At 64.8% G+C, this 18,818-nt stretch carries 13 protein-coding genes; 9 read left to right on the forward strand and 4 right to left on the reverse strand.

Translation table 11 applies throughout. From position 1 onward, the window contains the following. Positions 1 to 39: 39 nt before the first annotated feature. Genes FVQ98_RS01685 through FVQ98_RS01695 form a run of 3 tightly spaced genes read right to left on the reverse strand, consistent with a single transcriptional unit; the run spans position 40 to position 4,614 of the window. Positions 40 to 1,587, reverse strand: a complete 1,548-nt coding sequence (locus FVQ98_RS01685) for an indolepyruvate oxidoreductase subunit beta family protein (RefSeq protein ID WP_147911675.1) — start codon at positions 1,585 to 1,587, stop codon at positions 40 to 42. Beyond that, on the reverse strand, positions 1,584 to 3,803 hold the full coding sequence (locus tag FVQ98_RS01690; RefSeq protein WP_147911676.1) for a thiamine pyrophosphate-dependent enzyme: 2,220 nt from the start codon (positions 3,801 to 3,803) through the stop codon (positions 1,584 to 1,586). Before FVQ98_RS01690 ends, FVQ98_RS01685 begins: the two co-directional genes overlap by 4 nt. Positions 3,804 to 3,828: 25 nt before the next feature. Beyond that, a complete protein-coding gene (locus FVQ98_RS01695; protein WP_147911677.1) occupies positions 3,829 to 4,614 on the reverse strand; it encodes a cyclase family protein in 786 nt (261 codons plus the stop codon). A 104-nt stretch (positions 4,615 to 4,718) separates the two neighbouring features. On the opposite strand from FVQ98_RS01695, the gene dnaG reads away from it, so the two are divergent. The 9 genes from dnaG (at position 4,719) to accD (ending at position 18,186) form a co-directional block, all read left to right on the forward strand. Then, positions 4,719 to 6,575 (forward strand): DNA primase, encoded by a 1,857-nt coding sequence (gene dnaG, locus FVQ98_RS01700; RefSeq protein ID WP_147911678.1) that lies wholly within the window; start codon positions 4,719 to 4,721, stop codon positions 6,573 to 6,575. Positions 6,576 to 6,874: 299 nt separating this feature from the next. Further along, positions 6,875 to 9,148: an RNA polymerase sigma factor RpoD gene (gene rpoD / locus FVQ98_RS01705; RefSeq protein ID WP_147911679.1), complete on the forward strand. Its 2,274-nt coding sequence runs from the start codon at positions 6,875 to 6,877 to the stop codon at positions 9,146 to 9,148. Between the two features lie 326 nt (positions 9,149 to 9,474). After that, positions 9,475 to 10,611 (forward strand): aspartate-semialdehyde dehydrogenase, encoded by a 1,137-nt coding sequence (gene asd / locus FVQ98_RS01710; protein ID WP_147911680.1) that lies wholly within the window; start codon positions 9,475 to 9,477, stop codon positions 10,609 to 10,611. A 230-nt stretch (positions 10,612 to 10,841) separates the two neighbouring features. Beyond that, complete coding sequence (locus tag FVQ98_RS01715) at positions 10,842 to 13,544, forward strand: FimV/HubP family polar landmark protein (protein ID WP_255507569.1); 2,703 nt, start codon at positions 10,842 to 10,844, stop codon at positions 13,542 to 13,544. 130 nt (positions 13,545 to 13,674) lie between these two features. Beyond that, positions 13,675 to 14,457, forward strand: coding sequence for a tRNA pseudouridine(38-40) synthase TruA (gene truA / locus FVQ98_RS01720; protein ID WP_147911781.1), 783 nt, complete (start codon positions 13,675 to 13,677; stop codon positions 14,455 to 14,457). Further along, positions 14,454 to 15,191, forward strand: coding sequence for a phosphoribosylanthranilate isomerase (locus FVQ98_RS01725; RefSeq protein ID WP_147911682.1), 738 nt, complete (start codon positions 14,454 to 14,456; stop codon positions 15,189 to 15,191). Before truA ends, FVQ98_RS01725 begins: the two co-directional genes overlap by 4 nt. Next, positions 15,188 to 16,468 (forward strand): tryptophan synthase subunit beta, encoded by a 1,281-nt coding sequence (trpB, locus tag FVQ98_RS01730; RefSeq protein WP_147911683.1) that lies wholly within the window; start codon positions 15,188 to 15,190, stop codon positions 16,466 to 16,468. Before FVQ98_RS01725 ends, trpB begins: the two co-directional genes overlap by 4 nt. Further along, positions 16,465 to 17,286, forward strand: a complete 822-nt coding sequence (gene trpA / locus FVQ98_RS01735) for a tryptophan synthase subunit alpha (protein WP_147911684.1) — start codon at positions 16,465 to 16,467, stop codon at positions 17,284 to 17,286. The genes trpB and trpA overlap by 4 nt, the downstream gene beginning before the upstream one ends. Before the next feature lie 27 nt (positions 17,287 to 17,313). Continuing rightward, positions 17,314 to 18,186, forward strand: coding sequence for an acetyl-CoA carboxylase, carboxyltransferase subunit beta (gene accD / locus FVQ98_RS01740; RefSeq protein ID WP_147911685.1), 873 nt, complete (start codon positions 17,314 to 17,316; stop codon positions 18,184 to 18,186). A 13-nt stretch (positions 18,187 to 18,199) separates the two neighbouring features. On the opposite strand, the gene FVQ98_RS01745 is transcribed toward accD, so the two are convergent. After that, positions 18,200 to 18,769, reverse strand: a complete 570-nt coding sequence (locus tag FVQ98_RS01745; RefSeq protein ID WP_147911686.1) for a YggT family protein — start codon at positions 18,767 to 18,769, stop codon at positions 18,200 to 18,202. Between the last annotated feature and the right edge of the window lie 49 nt (positions 18,770 to 18,818).

Below are 18,818 nucleotides of genomic sequence, written 5' to 3' on the forward strand. Positions count from 1 at the left end.
TCCAGACTTCGGCTCAAAAAAAGAACAGGACGGCTCAGGTCAGCGCGGCGGCACAGCCAGCGCATCGGCCGCGAACAGGGCGCGCTCGGCCACATCGAGCGCACGGCCCTCGGCGTCCTTCAGCGCAGCCTCGCGCAGCTCGCGCAAACGTGCGGCCGCTTCCGGACGGCCCTCCAGGCGGCGCGCAGCGTGCATCAGCCGGTCGAAGCGGCTCTGGCCACGCGCATGGGTGTCGCTGTAGCCTTTGACGAGCCGACGGCAATGCAATATCTCGGCGGCCAGCGCACGGTCACCCGTGTTCACGGCGCGCCGCGCCTCGGCCAGCCACTGCTCCAGGTGCAAAACCTCGGCCGCATGCCTTCGGCTGCCACGGCGCCACCGGCGCAAACCCGCCGCCATGCGCAGTTGCAGGAATCCGCCGATGGTGTGCGTCTGAATCCGCCGCCCGTGCGCCAATCGGCGCTGCAAGGATTCGCTGAGCCATGGGCTCGATTCAATGCGCTTGGCCCAGCGCTCGGGCAGCAGGCCCAGCACTTCTTCCAGGCGCGGGTGGAAGAACTCTTCCAGGCCGAGCACGTCATCGGCGCCCGCGCCCACTTCGCCGCGCACCCGTTCATCGCGCGTGGCGCGGGTCTTGAGGTCGGCCACCCGGATCACGTCGTCGTAGGCCATGGCCACCGCGATCCAGCGCGCAGCAGCGATGGTGAGCATTGCGCTCGCGTCGCCCGCAGCCGCATCCGAATCGGCAAAGGGCCGCACGCGGCTCAGATATTCGTGGCCGTAGTCCACGTCCTGCCATTCGGTCACGCGAGCCAGGCCTTCGCCAAGCCAGTTCCATGCGGCCGCAGGAAACTCTCGGCGAACCTGCTCCACCAGAGCTTCCAGGGGGGCATGGGCAACGCGTTCCGGCAGCGCGCGCGGCGCGGTCTGCATGGCGTCGGCGGGGTTGTCGAGCGTCGGCAGGGCCTGCTGTTCGCGCGCGAGCAGCGCGGCGGCCCGCATGGCCGCCAGGCTCGGCTTCACACCCACCCCGCCGCGCTCGACCACCGCCTCGAAATCGGCCGCGTCGAAGGGCAGCACGCCGCTGCCAGCCAGCGCGCCAAACAGGCAGGCCGAGATCACGCTGCCGTGGCGCACGGCCAGCGCCTGCATGTCGTCGGCCACCACCCGCTGCGCCGCGGTCTGCACGACAGAAAGCACGGCACTGCTGTCGGCCGTACCGTTGCCGGGCGCCATCTTCTCCTGAACCGCATAGGTCCGGTGGCTGCTGGTGATGACCGTGGTGCGGTTGGGCGTGACAAAGCCGCGCTCGACCGAGCGGCCCGCCTCCATCAGCTCGGCCGCGATCAGGATGTCCACCTCGCCTGGCACGGGCATCAGCGCCAGCACGGGTTCGCGGCCCGGCGTGGGCTCAGCCAGCTCGATGTAGTAGATGGTGGCGCCCGTGCGCTGAGCGACGCCCGCGACGGAGGTGGCCTGCGCCGTCCAGCCTGCGTGCTCGGCCAGGTCGACGATCCAGTCCACCAGCACGCCGCCGCCCTGCCCGCCGAGCGCCAGCACGGCGATGGTGATCAGGCGCGGCTTCATCGCGCAGCCTCGGCCGTGGACTGCCCAGTGGGGTGAAGCTGCCGCGTGGCCTGCTCGCGTTCGCTGCCGCGCCGCAACCACCCGATGACGGAGCGGCGCCACGAAGCCACCCACCGATCGCGCGCGGTCGGGTTGTGCACCTTCTGGGCCTTGTAGAACGACGGGCACAGCACGGCCGCGTCGGCCACTTCGCCGCAATGGCCGCACGCCACGCAATGCTCGTCCACGTGCGCGACGGGGTCTGGCTTGAGCGCGTCGCCGCTGGGGGCGAGCGTGAGGCTGGGGCAGCCGGAAACCCGCATGCACGCATGGTCGCCGGAACACACCGCAGCGTCGACGCCGAAGCGCTCCTTGACGACGCGATCTCCTTTTTTGATAGCTGCCGCCGCGCGTGGTTTCTCGCGTCGCTGCCGATTGAGCATGCATTCGCTCTGCGCGATGATGACCTTCGGCCCGGGCGCGGTGCTGGTCAGCGCCTCGCGCATCATGTCGCGCATGGCTGTCACGTCGTAGGTGCGCGGCAGCGTACGCGCCCATTGCACGCCCACGCCGCGCACGGCGCGCTCGATCGGGTGCATCGTGCTGCGGTTGGGGTTGGTGTTGCGCGACGAGGGTATGTCCTGGCCGCCCGTGGCAGCTGAGTAGTTGTTGTCAACGATCACGAACACGTTGTCGTGCTGGTTGAACACCGCATTGCCGATGCCCGAGGTCAGCCCGTTGTGCCAGAAGCCGCCATCGCCCATGAAGGCAATCGCCTTCTTGCCCGCGCCCAGTTGCCCGCCCGCATTGAAGGCCGATGCGCTGCTGGCGCCCAGGCCGTAGCCCATCGTGGTGGCGCCGATGTTGAACGGCGGCATGATCGAAAACAGGTGGCAGCCGATGTCGGCCGAGACGTGGTGCTGCCCCAACTCCTGCTCGACCAGTTTCAGCGACGAGAAGATCGGTCGCTCCGGGCATCCCACGCACAGCCCGGGCGGGCGGGGTGGCAGCAGGCCTGACACGGCCGCTGCCGCTGCCGCAGGCGCAGCCACTGCAGCGGGCGCGGTGGGCGTCGGCAAACTGATGGCCACGGGCGCCGCCAGGGCTGCCGGATGGTGTTGCTGAAAAAAGGCCTTGAGCCCCTGGCGCAGGACGTTGACCGTGTAGTCGCCCCCCATCGGCAGCATGTCCTTGCCATGCACGACGGTGTTGACACCATGGCGACGCAAGATGGTGTTGAGATGTTGCTCGTGGTAATCGGGCTGGCCTTCTTCGACCACCAGCACAGCGCTTTTGCCGCCGCAAAAGCGCAGCACCTCTTCTTCAACCAGCGGGTAGGCCACGTTCAGGATGTACTGCGGAACACGGCTGGTGCCAAACAGATCAGCCATATCGAGCAGGTGCAGCGCACGCTGCACGTTGTTGCTCATGCCACCCAGCAGCACGATGCCGATGTGATCAAGGTCACCCGGCACGAACTCGTTGAGTTGATGTTCTGCGATGTAGCGCACCGCGGCCGGCCAGCGCTGCTCGATTTTTTCGCGCTCGTGCAGGAACGAGGCTGGCGGCAACACGATGCGGTTGACGTCGCGCCGGGGCTGCTCCAGCGCCTGCTTCAGGCTGAACTCGGGCCGGCGGTTTTCCTGCGTGATGAACTTTCCGTGCAGGTGGCAGGAGCGGATGCGCAACTCCAGCATCACCGGGGTTTGGCTGGCCTCGGACAGCGCAAAGCCATCGTGCACGGCCTTCACGATGGACGGCAGATGCGGCTTGGGATCGAGCAGCCACATCTGTGACTTCATGGCAAACGCGTGGGTTCGCTCCTGCATGATCGAGGAGCCTTCGCCGTAGTCCTCGCCCACGATGATGAGCGCGCCGCCGGTCACCCCGCCCGACGCCAGGTTGGCCAGTGCGTCGGACGCCACATTGGTGCCGACCGTGGATTTCCAGGTGACGGCGCCGCGCACCGGGTAGTTGACCGAGGCCGACAGCGCGGCCGCGGCTGCCGCCTCGCTCGCGGCCGGCTCGAAATACACCCCCAGCTCGCGCAGGATCGGCTGCGCATCGGAGAGCACATCCATCAGGTGCGAGATCGGCGAGCCCTGGTAGCCGGTCACGTAGCCGACGCCGCACTCCAGCAGTGCCTTGGTCACGGCCAGAATGCCTTCGCCGCGAAACTCGGTGCCTGCAGGCACGCGCAACTGCTCTACTTCCTTCGCGAAGGAACGCTCAGCCATACGGTCACTCTCCGGGAAAGGGAATTCAGGCGGCTTGCGGCACCAGCGCCAGCACGCGCAGGGGCGAGCCCGAGCCACCCTGGATCTTCAGCGGCGCCGCGAGGATCACCGCGCCCGTGGGCGGCAGCTGGTCGACGTTGGTCAAGCACTGCAGGCCGTATTTGTTGGCCCCGTGCATCAGCGTGTGGCACGGGTAGCCGATGGGCCACGCGTAGCTCTGGCCGGCGTCGGTGTTGATGGTCTCGACGGCAAAGCCGCGCACGTCGCGGCCGATCATCCATTCGACCGCGGCCTGCGTCGGGCCTGGCGTGTGAGCGCCGTCGTCCTTCAGGTTGACGAAGCTTGCCGGGTCCTGGATGCGACGGCTCCAGTCGGTGCGAAAGACGACCCAGGCGCCCGCCGGTATGCGGCCGTGCTGGGCTTCCCAGGCCTCGAGAAACGGCACATCCAGCAACCAGTCGTCGTTGGCGGCGACCTCGGCGCTCGCGTCCACAACGCAGGCTGGGCCAATGAAAACCTTCGGGTCAATGGTATCAACCGTGTTGTTGGCGTGGCCCTTCCCGGTAATCCAGTGGGCCGGCGCGTCAAAGTGAGTACCCGTGTGCTCACCGCAGGAGAAGTTGTTCCAGTACCAGCCCGGGCCTTTCTCGTCGTAGCGGGAGATGGTTTCCTGCTTGAACGCCCAGACCTGACCGAACTCGGGCGGCAGCACCAACGGAGGGAAGTCGGGCGAAAGCGTCTGGGTCAGGTCCACGATGCGCAGGGCGCCACTGGCGATGTCGCCGGCGAAGTCAGCGAGCGAAACGGTCATGCTTGTCTCCTGGTATTTTGTTTAAGCTTAAACAATCTGCCATGGCCCGTCAAAGAAATCCTGATGGCGGGAAACCCTGAGAAACGCCTGCGACAATGGGCGGCGTGGCGATTCCCCAGCATTTCATCCAGGAGCTTTTGGCGCGCGCCGACGTCGTGGAGATCGTCGGGCGCTATGTCCAGCTAAAGAAAACCGGCGCCAACCTGTCGGGCCTGTGTCCGTTCCATTCGGAGAAGTCGCCCTCGTTCACGGTGAGCCCGTCCAAGCAGTTCTACCACTGCTTTGGCTGCGGCAAGAACGGCAACGCCATCGGTTTTCTGATGGACCATACCGGCGCCGGCTTTGTCGAAGTGGTTCACGATCTCGCACAGCAGTACGGCTTGCAGGTGCCGGAAGATGAGCGCAGCCCGGCCGAGCGCGAACGGGCTGCTCAGGAGTCGGCGCAGCGCGCCACCTTGAGCGGCGTGCTCGAGCGCGCGGCCGATGCGTACCGTGAGCACCTGCGCCATTCGCCCAAGGCGATCGCGTATTTCAAGCAACGTGGCCTTTCCGGCCAAATAGCCAAGCAGTTCGGGCTGGGCTACGCGCCCGAAGGCTGGCGCGCGCTGGCCAGCGTGTTCCCCGACTACGCCGACCCGCTGCTGGACGAGAGCGGCCTGGTCATCGCCGGGGAAGGCGATGACGGCAAGCGCTACGACCGCTTTCGCGACCGGGTGATGTTTCCGATCCGCAGCGTGAAGGGCGAGGTGATCGGCTTTGGCGGTCGCGTGCTGGGGGACGAAAAGCCCAAGTACCTCAACTCGCCCGAAACGCCCGTGTTCCACAAGGGGCGCGAGCTGTACGGCCTGTTTGAAGCCCGGTCCGCGCTGCGCGAACACGGCTTCGCTTTGGTCACCGAAGGCTACATGGACGTGGTCGCGCTGGCCCAGTTGGGCTTTGCCAATGCGGTGGCCACCCTCGGCACGGCCTGCACCCCCGAGCATGTGCACAAGCTGTTTCGCTTTACCGACAGCGTGGTGTTCAGTTTTGACGGCGACGCGGCGGGCCGTCGCGCCGCCCGCAAGGCGCTGGAAGCCGCCCTGCCCCTTGCGACCGATACGCGCAGCGTCAAGTTCCTGTTCCTGCCGGCCGAACACGACCCGGACAGCTTCATCCGTGCCGAAGGGAGCGAGGCCTTTGGTGACGCCGTGCGCCAGGCCACACCGTTGTCGCGCTTTCTGCTTGAGGCAGCGGCGCAGGACTGCGACATGGGCACGGCCGAGGGCCGGTCGCTGTTTGCCGCCAACGCGCAGCCGCTGTGGCAGCTGATGCCCAAGGGCGCGCTGGCCCAGCAACTGCTGGGTGAGATCGCCACCCAGGTGCAACTGGGCACGCATGAGCTGGAGCAACTGTGGGGTGTACGCCATGCCGGCGCGTCCCCACTGCGCACAGAATACTCTCAAAACAGGAGCTGGCCGCGCAATGCTGACAAGGGCCAGAGGCCGAAAACGCGTGAAATCTCGGGCTCACGCGTTCTGCCCCGCCCGGTGCGCGCTCAGCCCGGCTCGCGCGCCAGCCGGGCCCTGCAAATCCTGCTCACCGAGCCCAGCGCCTGGGACACGCTGAGCCAGAATGAACACCTGCTGCTGTGTGAACTGCCCGCGCCGCACGGGCCAGTCTTCACTTGGCTGGCCGGACAATGGCTTGACCACGGCCCTCAGCCTTGGAGCGCGTTGCGCGAAGCACTGCGCGAACACCCTCAGGAGGCTTTCACGGTCGAGCTTGTGGATCGTCTGCCTCCGGACATCCTCTCGGAGCCGGCCGAATTGAAGGACATTCTGCGCACCGAGCGGCGAGAAGGTTTGCAGCGGCGCATGGCCCGAGCCGCAACCGACCACGACGTTGAGACCTACCAGCGTCTGATGCTTGAATTGACAGAAATCGACCGCGAATCGCGCCAGACGGTGCATGGCGGCCCTTGAAAATCGGCAGGAAAGTTATAATTAAAGGCTTGTCACCGGCAAGAGCGACAGCAGCACCTCCGGCCCGGCCAGCGCGCCTACGTCAAGCGCGCCCCACCTTACCCCAGGGATGGCCAACATACCGCAAGGACTGCACCCCAAATGTTCGCCCTCACCTTGCCCTGACGGATTGCCGGCAGCAGGCCTGTTCATGACCCGTCTGCCCGCATAACGTAGTTCCGTTGTTGGTTGCCGCCGCCCACCGCCGACTCCCCATCGAGCGTCGTTGTGCTTTGGCACACCCATTGCAAGGTTGATTCATGCCCATCAGTCAGAAAACCGTCAAGCCAGCCGCCAAAACCGCGGCCAAGTCACCTGCCGCTGTCAGCGACACCGAAGAGGTGAAGAAAAAGCCGGCTGCAAAAGCTGCCGCCAAGAAGACCACCGCCGGGGCGAGCGTGCCTGCCAAGAAAGCCGGCCGCCCTGCCAAAGGCGCAGCTGCTGCCGAAAAGTCGACACCCGCCAAGCGCGGCCGTTCAGGCAAGGCTGGGGCTGAAGATGATGCCGACATGTCGGACATTGAGGACGATCTGCAGGGTGAGCCGGAAGCGCCTGCCGTCCCCGAGGTCGGCGCCGAAAAGCCCAAACCCCTGCGCATGAAGATCAGCAAGGCGAAGGAGCGCGCCTTGATGAAGGAATTCGGCCTAGACGAAGGTGTTCTCTCTGAAGAAGAGATGACCACCCGCCGCGCCAACCTGAAGGCGCTGCTCAAGCTGGGCAAGACACGCGGCTACCTCACGCATGGCGAAATCAACGACCACCTGCCCGACAAGCTGGTCGACGCGGAAACGCTGGAGGCCGTGGTCTCCATGCTGAACGATCTGGGTGTGGCCGTCTATGAACAGACGCCTGACGCTGAGACTCTGCTGCTGACCAACACCGGCTCCAACACCGCCACCGAGGAAGAGGCCGAGGAAGAGGCCGAAGCCGCGCTGTCCACCGTCGATTCCGAATTCGGCCGCACGACCGACCCGGTGCGCATGTACATGCGCGAGATGGGCACCGTCGAGCTGCTGACGCGCGAGGGCGAGATCGAGATCGCCAAGCGCATCGAAGGCGGCCTGATGGCCATGATGGAAGCCATCAGCGCGAGCCCGTCCACGATCGCCGAAATCCTGCGCATGGCCGAGGAAATCCGCGAAGGCAAGGTCGTCATCAACACCATCGTTGACGGCTTTGCCGACGCCGATGAGAACGACGACTACGTGGCCGAGGAAGACTTCGACGAGTACGACGAAGAGGACGACGACGACGGCAAGGGCGGCTCCAAGGCCATGACCAAGCTGCTCGAGGCGCTGAAGAATCAGGCGCTCGACCGCTTCGACGAAATCGCGGGCCTGTTCGAAAAGGTGCATAGGGCCTACGACAAGGAAGGCTGGGGCTCGCCCAACTACGTCAAGGCGCAGGCCGCACTGTCGGGCCGCCTGATGACCATCCGATTCACCGCCAAGACCATCGAAAAGCTGTGCGATCTGCTGCGCAGCCGCGTGGACGACGTGCGCAAGTACGAGCGCGAACTGCGCCGCATCGTGGTGGACAAGTGCGGCTTCCCTCAGGAGCAATTCATCGCCGATTTTTCGGGGCGCGACAAGGCGGGCAACAAAGTGCGCTCACACCTGCTCGACCTGAAATGGGTCGAGGGCCAGGCTGCCGCAGGCAAGCCCTGGAGCGCGATCATGGAACGGAATATTCCACCGGTTCAGGACCTGCAGCAAAAGCTGCTCGACCTGCAAGCGCAGGTAGTGGTGCCGCTGGACGAACTCAAAGGCATCAATAAGCGGATGAACGAAGGTGAAGCCGCCTCGCGCGATGCCAAGAAAGAAATGATCGAGGCCAACCTGCGCCTCGTGATCTCGATCGCCAAGAAATACACCAACCGCGGCTTGCAGTTCCTCGACCTGATCCAGGAAGGCAACATCGGCTTGATGAAGGCGGTGGACAAGTTCGAATACCGCCGCGGCTACAAGTTCTCGACCTACGCCACCTGGTGGATCCGCCAGGCGATTACCCGCTCGATCGCCGACCAGGCGCGCACGATCCGCATCCCGGTGCACATGATCGAGACCATCAACAAGATGAATCGCATCTCGCGCCAGCACCTGCAGGAATTCGGTTTCGAGCCCGACGCTGGCATCCTGGCCGAGAAAATGGAGATGCCCGAGGACAAGATCCGCAAGATCATGAAGATCGCCAAGGAGCCGATCTCCATGGAGACGCCCATCGGCGACGACGACGATTCGCACCTGGGCGACTTCATCGAGGACCAGAACAACACCGCGCCTGTGGACGCGGCCATGCAGGCCGGTCTGCGCGACGTGGTCAAGGACATTCTGGACAGCCTGACCCCGCGCGAAGCCAAGGTGCTGCGCATGCGTTTCGGTATCGAGATGTCCACCGACCACACGCTGGAGGAAGTGGGCAAGCAGTTTGACGTGACGCGTGAGCGCATTCGCCAGATTGAGGCCAAAGCACTGCGCAAGCTGAAGCACCCGAGCCGCTCGGACAAACTGCGCAGCTTTATCGACCCCCAGTAAGAAAACCCGCTGGCCTATCCTGCATCGCCCCTGCGGCCTTTCCCGGCTCGTGGGGGGCGATGCGCTTCTCCAGGCCCAACTTCGGCGCGTCCCGCAAAAGGCGGCGCATCGCCGCTACAATGGCGGGCTATGAATTCAGCCGCCCGCGTCGACAGCATGCCCCTGACTTGTCAGTCGGGGGTGACGCGCGCCGTGCTTTTTCCCATTACCACGACCACCAAAAAAGGCTGATCCCAGTCTGGTTCGTCGTGCGCCCGCCTCCCGGAGCTTCAGACGAGCCGGGCAGGATCAGACAGATTCACTTTGTTTGAAAGGCGCGAAAGAAAATGAAAGTTGGCAACCTCGTAGGCCTCGTGGGCTGGCGCGGCATGGTGGGTTCGGTGCTCATGGACCGCATGCAGGCCGAGAAGGACTTCGACCTGATCGAGCCGGTCTTCTTTTCTACCAGCAACGCCGGCGGCACCGCGCCGGCCATGGCCAAGAACGAAAAGCAACTGAAGGACGCGCACGACATCGAGGCGCTCAGGAAGTGTGATGTCATCCTGACCTGTCAAGGAGGCGACTACACCTCTGAGGTGTTCCCCAAGTTGCGGGCTGCGGGTTGGAAAGGCCATTGGATCGACGCAGCCAGCACGCTGCGCATGAATGATGACGCCGTCATCGTCCTGGACCCGGTCAACCTGCCAGTGATTCAATCGGCACTGGCCAAGGGTGGCAACAACTGGATCGGCGGCAACTGCACGGTCAGCTGCATGCTGATGGGGGTCGGCGCGCTGTATAAGGCAGGTCTCGTCGAATGGATGAGCACGCAGACCTATCAGGCGGCCAGCGGAGGCGGCGCGCAGCATATGCGCGAACTGCTGACGCAGTTCGGCACGCTGAACGCCGAAGTCAAGGATCTGTTGCAGGATCCGAGGAGTGCGATCCTGGAAATCGACCGCAAGGTGATCGCCAAGCAGCGCGCCCTGGGCGGCGAAGAGGTGGCTAACTTCGGCGTTCCGCTGGGCGGGTCACTCATTCCCTGGATCGACAAGGATCTTGGCAACGGCACAAGCCGTGAAGAATGGAAAGGCATGGTCGAAACCAACAAGATTCTGGGTTTGGGTGAAGGTTTCGAGACTCCCGCGATCCCGGTGGACGGCTTCTGCGTGCGCGTGGGCGCCATGCGATGCCATAGTCAGGCTCTGACTTTCAAGCTCCGCAAGGATGTTCCGCTCGCGGACGTCGAATCGATGATCGCGGCAGACAACGCCTGGGTTAAGGTTGTCCCGAACACCAAGGAGGCCACCTTGGCCGACCTGACCCCCGTGTCGGTCACCGGCACCATGAACATTCCCGTAGGTCGCCTGCGCAAACTGGCCATGGGCCCAGAGTACTTGGGGGCCTTCACGGTCGGCGACCAGTTGCTTTGGGGCGCTGCCGAGCCCTTGCGCCGCATGCTGCGCATCCTGCTTGAAGCCTGATGTGAGGGAGAGGCGACGGGCGAACATAACCGCCCGCCGCGTTGCCTGCCCACAACATACGGGCAACGGTTTCGACGCGGGCTGAACATGTGAGAAGACTTAACCAGTGTCTCAGCTTGTCAGCCTAATTTGTTGATGTTAATGTCGATTTTCACTTCGTCCCGGCCAGGCTGAGCCTGCCCTCATCCGCTATGCAGAATAAGTTTGCCCCGATCCAGAAGGGATCGCCGTTGCACCAGGGATCCTCCGCTCCGTTCTGGAAAAAGGGCCTGCTGGCTACAGCCGCCAGCCTTGCCTTGGTAGGTGTCAGTGTCGACGCCCAAGCATTCGCCCTGGGTGCGGTTACCGTGCGCTCCTCCTTGGGCGAGCCGCTCCGGGCCGAGATCGAGGTTCCGCAGATCTCTTCGGAAGAGGCTTCCACGCTGCAAGCGACGATGGCCACGCCACAGGCTTTTCGTGCTGCCGGGGTCGAATACAGCCCGTCACTGAGCGGCGCACGGGTCACGTTGCATCGTCGGCCCAATGGTCAGGCATACCTGCGCGTTGTCGGGGACAAGCCGATCAACGAGCCCTTCCTTGGCATCGTGATCGAAGCCAATTGGGCCAACGGCCGAGTGGTGCGCGACTACACCATGCTGGTCGATCCTCCGGGCCGGGCAGCGCCGCCGCCGGTGACGGTGACCGAATCGCGAACAGCGCCGCCTGTGGCACCGCCTGCACCGCCCGTGGCTGTTGCTCCCCCCGTTGCCCAGCAAACAACGCCGTCCAATACCGCACCCCAGGAACGGCCAGAACGCCAACGCGCCACACCCGCGCCGCGCCGCGCCGCGCCAGCGCCGGCTCCCAGCGCAGTCGAAGCCTCGGGCGGCGGTGGTCAGGTCACCGTCCAGCGAGGCGATACCGCCTACGGGATTGCTTCGGCGGCCGGGGCGCAGGGTGTGTCGCTGGATCAGATGCTGGTTGCGATGCTGCGCGCGAACCCGAACGCCTTCATTGGCGGCAACGTCAACCGCATGCGTGCCGGCGCGGTGCTGAATATGCCGACCGCTGAACAGGCTGCATCCGTTTCCCGACGTGATGCACGCCGTGCAGTCGTCGCACAGACACGCGATTTCAACAATTTCCGCCGGGGCTTGGCATCGAGAGTGCAATCGACCCCTACATCGACCGCATCTCGCAGCGCGTCAGGTGGTGTGCAGGCCCAAGTGCAAGACAACCGCGCACCAGCGCCCAGCCAGGACCGGCTGACCCTGTCCAAGGGTGGCACGCCGACCGGCAAGGAAAGCCAGGTTGCACAGTCCCGGCAGGCGCAGGAGCAAGCCGACCGCGTTGCCGAGTTGAACAAGAACATCAGCGACCTGGCGCGCCTGCAGGCCGCTTCGGGCGCTGCACCAAGCACCACCCCCGCAAGTGCTGCGCCCCCCGGCGTCACCGTCCCGGTCTCCCCGCCGCTTTCGGCAGCTTCTGCTCCAGTGACATCGACGGCGGCAGACTCTGCCGCGCTGGCTGCCTCGGCCGCTCTTGGGGCTGCGAGTACCGCCCAAGCTTCGGCCAGTGCCGCGGTCACCTCGGCGTCCGAACCCATGCCAGCAATAGATGCCGCCGCATCCGAGGCAGCATCTGCCACCATGGCTGCTGCGTCCGCAGTCGAAGCCGCCAGTGCCGCTTCGGCCGAGGCGTCAGCGGCCGCGAAGCCAGTCCGGCCGGCTCCCGCGCCCGCCCCTACCCCGGTAGCAGAACCCTCGTTCCTCGACTCGCTGATGGAGAACCCGCTGCTGCCCATTGCAGGCTTGGGCGTGCTGGGTCTGCTGGGCTATGGGCTTTACCGCTCACGCAAGTCGAAGAAGAACGCTGCGCCCTTGGACAGCGCCTTCATCGAAAGTCGCCTGCAGCCTGACTCCTTCTTTGGCGCCAGCGGCGGCCAGCGCGTCAATACCAAGGATGCAGGTCCGGTCAGCGGCGGCGCCTCGTCAATGGCCTATTCGCCCAGCCAGTTGGATGCCGCTGGTGACGTCGATCCTGTCGCCGAAGCCGACGTGTACCTCGCCTACGGCCGGGACATGCAGGCTGAGGAAATTCTCAAGGAAGCTTTGCGCACCCAGCCTGGCCGTGTGGCGATCCACAAGAATCTGGCAGGCATTTACGCCAAGCGCCGCGATGCGCGTGCGCTGGAAGCCATCGCTACCGAAGCCTACGCATTGACGGGTGGTGAGGGCCCGGATTGGCTGGCCATCACCAACCTCGGGGCAGAACTCGATCCCAACAATCCGCTTTACAAACCAGGCGGCGCGCCGGCAGTGCGCACTTCCCCAGTGCCTACCCGTCCCTCGTTCGGCGCAGACACCGAGCCACAGACCGCGCAACTGATCGAAAAAAAGGGGCCAACCAGTTCGGGGATGCCATTGGATCTCGACCTGGATCTGGACGACGCGCCGGTGCGTGCCCCGACCGTGTCGGCCGGAACGGCGACAGTCGCTTCCGCTTCCGCTGCTGCGGCCGCGGGCACCGCCGCAGCCGCTTCGCTTGCTGCTCGTGAGCCTGCATCTGCTCCCCCGCCGGCAGCCAATGCGCCAGTCGATTTCGATCTGGATCTGGACTTCGCACCCCCCAGCGAGCTGAATCCGCACAGCGCTTCCGCAAGCACCCCGACCCAGCCCCCGGTCGCTTCTTCCACGGTACGCGACGCTGGCATGATCGACTTCGACATGGACGCACTGTCGATCAACCCGGATTCCCGTTCAGGCGGCGAGTTGCGGACCGAACAGCCAGACGACGCTGATGAGGATCCACTGGGCACCAAGCTGGCTTTGGCTCAGGAATTTCACGCCATTGGCGACACGGAAGGTGCCCGCGCCCTGGTCAAGGAAGTGATTGCCGAGTCCTCCGGCTCACTGCGTGCGCGCGCAGAACGCTTCCTCGCCGAACTGAGCTGATCGCAAGGGCTGGCTTCGACCGCATCTGAGCCTGGAAAACGGCGCCCAGCGGGCGCCGTTTTCATTGGTGGACGAGTTCCGTGGCGAGCGCGCAGCCGAAAGGCCATCACCCATCGGCGACAATCTGACCGTGCGCATCGCTCTCGGACTCAGCTATCTCGGCAACGCCTACCAAGGCTGGCAAAGCCAGCCGTCGGGGCAAACAGTACAAGATCATCTGGAGCGGGCGCTGGGTGAATTTGCCACTCAACCCATCGCCACGCTGTGCGCAGGCCGCACCGACTCAGGCGTGCATGGCCTCATGCAGGTCGTGCATTTCGACACGGCGCTGGATCGGGAACCTTTCTCCTGGGTGCGTGGCACGAACCGCTACCTCCCTCACGATATTGCGGTCGAATGGGCGCAGCCGGTGTCAGACGGTTTTCACGCCCGCGCCAGTGCCGTCGCACGCCGCTATGTCTATGTGCTGCGCGAGTCGGCCGTGCGCCCCAGCGTGGATGCCGGAAGGGTTGGTTGGACTTTTCGCCCACTGGACGGTCGCGCCATGGAGCAGGCAGCGCAACTCCTGTTGGGCGAGCACGATTTCACCTCGTTTCGCGCCTCAGCCTGCCAGGCGCTGTCACCCATCAAGCACCTCACGGTACTGGACATTGCCCGCCGCGGGGCGTACTGGCGTTTCGATTTTCAGGCGAACGCATTTTTGCACCACATGATTCGCAACCTGATGGGCTGCCTTGTCCAGGTCGGCCAGGGGCTGCAGTCACCGGAATGGGTGCGCGACGTGCTTGCTGCCCGCGACCGCGATGCTGCTGCGCCCACGTTCTCCCCGGATGGCCTCTATTTCCTCGGGCCGGTCTACGACCCCGCCTGGGGCTTGCCCAATCGAACGGCCGCCTATGATTGGCTGCCATGACTGCGCCCGACCCCCACCGTTCGCCACCAACCTTTGCCCACCGCACTCGCATCAAAATCTGTGGCCTGACGCGTGAGGCAGACGTCGACGCGGCCGTAGCCGCAGGCGCGGATGCCGTGGGTTTTGTGCGGTATCCGCACAGCCCACGCCATGTGAGCGCTGCACGGGCAGCACAGCTGTTGGCGCGCGTGCCGCCGTTCGTGACCCCGGTGCTGCTGTACGTCAATGCAGATACTACAGAAATCATAGCTGACTGCGCAATGCTGCCGGGCGCTACGATTCAATTTCATGGTGATGAATCAGCCATTCAATGCGCAGACGCTGCACGCGCGGCGCAGCGTCCGTGGATGCGCGCCGCGCGCATTCCAGTCGATTCTGAGAGAGACTTTGACTTGGTAAAATTTGCCCACGATCACGCTGGCGCCCAAGGCATCCTGCTCGACACCCTGGTCGAGGGCTATGGCGGCAGCGGAAAGTGCTTCGATTGGTCACGCCTACCACCAAACGTACCCGCTCACCTCGTCTTGTCTGGTGGGTTGACACCTGCAAACGTGAGCGATGGAATCGCCGCGCTGCGCGGGCGAGGACGCTCGCTCGCGGTTGACGTTTCCTCCGGCGTCGAAGCCCATGGCCCTGACGGCAAACCACTGAAGGGCATCAAGGACGCCGACAAGATCCACCGCTTCGTGGCCGCCGTGCGTGCGGCTGACGCAGCCATTGAATTCCATCCATGATCGACTATCACCAGCCCGACGCGAGCGGGCACTTTGGCCACTATGGCGGCAGCTTCGTCAGCGAGACGCTCACCTACGCCATCAATGAATTGCGTGAAGCCTATGCGCAGTATCAGAACGACCCGGCCTTCCTGGCCGAGTTTCGCTACGAACTGGCGCACTACGTAGGCCGCCCCTCGCCCGTCTACCACGCTGCGCGCACCAGCCGCGAACTCGGCGGCGCGCAGATCTACCTGAAGCGCGAAGACCTCAACCACACCGGCGCGCACAAGATCAACAACGTGATCGGCCAGGCCATGCTGGCCAAGCGCATGGGCAAGCCACGCATCATTGCTGAGACCGGTGCAGGCCAGCACGGCGTGGCCACCGCCACCATCTGCGCACGCTACGGGCTGGAATGCGTGGTCTACATGGGCAGCGAGGACGTCAAGCGTCAGTCGCCCAATGTCTACCGCATGAAGCTGCTCGGTGCCACTGTGGTGCCCGTTGAATCGGGCAGCCGTACCCTGAAGGACGCGCTGAACGAAGCCATGCGCGACTGGGTGGCCAACGTGGACAACACCTTCTACATCATCGGCACGGTGGCGGGGCCCCACCCCTATCCCATGATGGTGCGCGACTTCCAGAGCGTCATCGGCGAAGAATGCCTCAAGCAGATGCCCGAGATGCTCCAGGCGCAGGGCATCGCCGCCAGCCAACCTGACGCCGTCCTCGCCTGCGTGGGCGGTGGCAGCAACGCCATGGGTATCTTCTATCCCTACATCCCGCACGAGAGGACGCGCCTGATCGGCGTGGAAGCCGCTGGCGAGGGTCTGAACACGGGCAAGCACTCGGCCAGCCTTCAGCGCGGCAGCGCGGGCGTGCTGCACGGCAACCGCACCTACGTGCTGCAGGACGACAACGGCCAGATCACCGAAACCCACAGTATCTCGGCGGGCCTGGACTACCCGGGCGTCGGGCCCGAGCACGCCTGGCTCAAGGACATCGGTCGAGCCGAGTACGTCGGCGCCACCGACGCAGAAGCTCTGGCCGCCTTTCATCACCTCTGCCGGACAGAAGGCATCATCCCGGCGCTGGAGTCCAGCCATGCCTTCGCACACGCGCTCAAGCTCGCACCCACCATGCGGCCCGACCAGTCGATCCTCGTGTGCCTCTCCGGGCGCGGCGACAAGGATATCGGCACGGTCGCGGACCTCGACGGCGCGGACTTCTATGACCGCCCCTCGATGCGCGGTCACGTGGTCAAGGGCGCGTCGGCCAAGGGAGAACGTGCATGAGCCGCATTGCAGCCACCTTCGATGCCTTGCGCAAGAACGGGCGCAAAGCCCTCATTCCGTACGTCACGGCCGGATTCCCCTATGCCGACATCACGCCCGCTCTGATGCACGGCATGGTGACCGCCGGCGCCGACGTGATCGAGCTGGGCGTGCCCTTCTCTGACCCCAGTGCCGATGGCGCCGTCATCCAGAAGGCCGGTGACCGTGCCCTGGCGCTCGGCATCGGCCTTGTCCAAGTCCTGGCGATGGTCAAAACCTTTCGTGAGAAAGACGACACCACACCCGTCGTTTTGATGGGCTACGCCAATCCTGTGGAGCGCTACGACCAGTTGCACGGCAAGAGCGGCAGCGAATCCGCCTTCATCCGAGATGCGGCGGCTGCCGGCGTGGACGGTCTGCTGATCGTCGACTATCCGCCCGAGGAGTGTGCGGAATTCGCGGCGCAACTGCGCGCGAACGGCATGGACTTGATCTTCCTGCTGGCCCCGACCTCGACATCCGAACGCATGCAGGAAGTGGCGAGGGTTGCCAGCGGCTACGTCTACTACGTCTCGCTCAAGGGCGTGACCGGCTCCGGGGCACTCAATACCAGCGAAGTAGAGGCGATGCTTCCGCGCATTCGCGAGCACGTCAGCGTGCCCGTAGGCGTAGGGTTCGGTATCCGTGACGCCGCCACTGCCGCCGCCATCGGCCGCGTGGCCGATGCGGTGGTGATCGGCAGCCGCCTCATCCAGCTGATCGAAAACCAGCCGCATGAGCGCGTCGTCGCCTCAGCGATCGACTTCCTGCGACCGGTTCGCGCTGCGCTGGACGCATAATCGCGCTATCAAACAAGGAGTTCCGCCATGAGCTGGCTCGAAAAGTTGCTTCCTCCGAAGATCCAGAAATCCGACGCCGCAGAGCGGCGCCAGATGCCCGAAGGCCTCTGGATCAAGTGTCCCGCCTGCGAGACGGTGCTGTACAAGACGGATCTGGAACAGAACCAGAACGTATGCCCGAACTGCGACCACCACCACCGCATTGGTGCGCGCGACCGCTTGAATGTGTTCCTTGACAACGAAGGTCGCTACGAAATTGGCCAGGAAGTCGTGCCAGTGGATGCCCTCAAGTTCAAGGACAGCCGCAAGTACCCCGAGCGCCTCAAGGAGGCTATGGAAGCCACGGGTGAAACCGATGCACTGGTGGTCATGGGCGGTTCCGTGCGCTCCATCAACATCGTGGCGGCTGCGTTCGAGTTCGGCTTCATGGGCGGCTCCATGGGCAGCGTGGTGGGTGAGCGCTTCGTGCGTGGCGTCGAAACGGCCATTGAGCAAAAGGTGCCTTTCATCTGCTTCACGGCCACTGGCGGCGCGCGCATGCAGGAAGGGCTGCTGTCGCTGATGCAGATGGCCAAGACCAACGCCGCCCTCACCCGCCTGGCCAAGAAAGGTTTGCCCTACATCAGCGTGCTGACGGACCCAACAATGGGCGGTGTGTCGGCCGGCTTTGCCTTTGTGGGCGATGTGGTCATTGCCGAGCCCAAGGCGCTGATCGGGTTTGCCGGCCCGCGCGTGATCGAGAACACCGTGCGCGTCACCCTGCCTGAAGGCTTCCAGCGCGCCGAGTTCCTTGAAGCCAAGGGGGCGATCGATTTCATCTGCGACCGCCGCGAATTGCGCGACCGGATTGCCAACGTGCTGGCGATGCTCCTGCGCCAGCCCGCCGACGCCGTGCAGTAACTGGCGCCGTCGATCAGCCTGCGGCCACCAGGGCTGCGGAGCCGAGCAACTGGGCTTGCGCCGCTCCCAGCATGATCGAGACAACCTGCAGCAGCACGACCACGATCACCGGACTGAGGTCGACGCCGCCAACCAGGGGCAGCACCCGCCTCACGGGCGCGAGCAGCGGGGCGCTCAGTCGATCAAACACGTCGGACACGGGCGTGCGGTGCTGCATCCACGACAGGATGGCCGCGACCACGATGACGGCCGTGGCCACCGACGCTGCCAGCTTGACCACGCCCAGCAGAGCCAACACGGGCAGAAGTGCCCAGCGCGCGAGGCCCAGCATGGCCATCACCACCGCGTACTCCACCATCTTGAGCAGCCATGCACCCAGCAGCCCGGCGGCGTCCATGCGATTGGACGGCGGCAGAATGCGCTGCAGCGGCAGCACCAGCCAGTCGGTCAGCGCATGCAGGAAGCGCCCGACCGGGTTGGCCATCGACATCGCGCGCCAGCGCATGAACATGCGCAGCAGGCAAGCGCCACCGACCAGTGTGCTGGCGACCTCCAGCAGGAACTTGATCACTTGAAAGAGCATGGGCTACGACAAAGGCAAACAGGGAATCGGTGCGCATGGTGCGCCATCG

Source organism: Ottowia flava (assembly GCF_008017535.1).
Classification (GTDB): Bacteria; Pseudomonadota; Gammaproteobacteria; order Burkholderiales; family Burkholderiaceae_C; genus Ottowia; species Ottowia flava.

Bases quoted from the DNA above. Each gene is read 5' to 3' on its own strand.
- FVQ98_RS01690 (WP_147911676.1), bottom strand. From the start codon at position 3,803: ATGGCTGAGCGTTCCTTCGCGAAGGAAGTAGAGCAGTTGCGCGTGCCT.
- accD (WP_147911685.1), top strand. From the start codon at position 17,314: ATGAGCTGGCTCGAAAAGTTGCTTCCTCCGAAGATCCAGAAATCCGAC.
- rpoD (WP_147911679.1), top strand. From the start codon at position 6,875: ATGCCCATCAGTCAGAAAACCGTCAAGCCAGCCGCCAAAACCGCGGCC.
- FVQ98_RS01725 (WP_147911682.1), top strand. From the start codon at position 14,454: ATGACTGCGCCCGACCCCCACCGTTCGCCACCAACCTTTGCCCACCGC.
- trpA (WP_147911684.1), top strand. From the start codon at position 16,465: ATGAGCCGCATTGCAGCCACCTTCGATGCCTTGCGCAAGAACGGGCGC.
- FVQ98_RS01685 (WP_147911675.1), bottom strand. From the start codon at position 1,587: ATGAAGCCGCGCCTGATCACCATCGCCGTGCTGGCGCTCGGCGGGCAG.
- asd (WP_147911680.1), top strand. From the start codon at position 9,475: ATGAAAGTTGGCAACCTCGTAGGCCTCGTGGGCTGGCGCGGCATGGTG.
- FVQ98_RS01695 (WP_147911677.1), bottom strand. From the start codon at position 4,614: ATGACCGTTTCGCTCGCTGACTTCGCCGGCGACATCGCCAGTGGCGCC.
- trpB (WP_147911683.1), top strand. From the start codon at position 15,188: ATGATCGACTATCACCAGCCCGACGCGAGCGGGCACTTTGGCCACTAT.
- FVQ98_RS01745 (WP_147911686.1), bottom strand. From the start codon at position 18,769: ATGCTCTTTCAAGTGATCAAGTTCCTGCTGGAGGTCGCCAGCACACTG.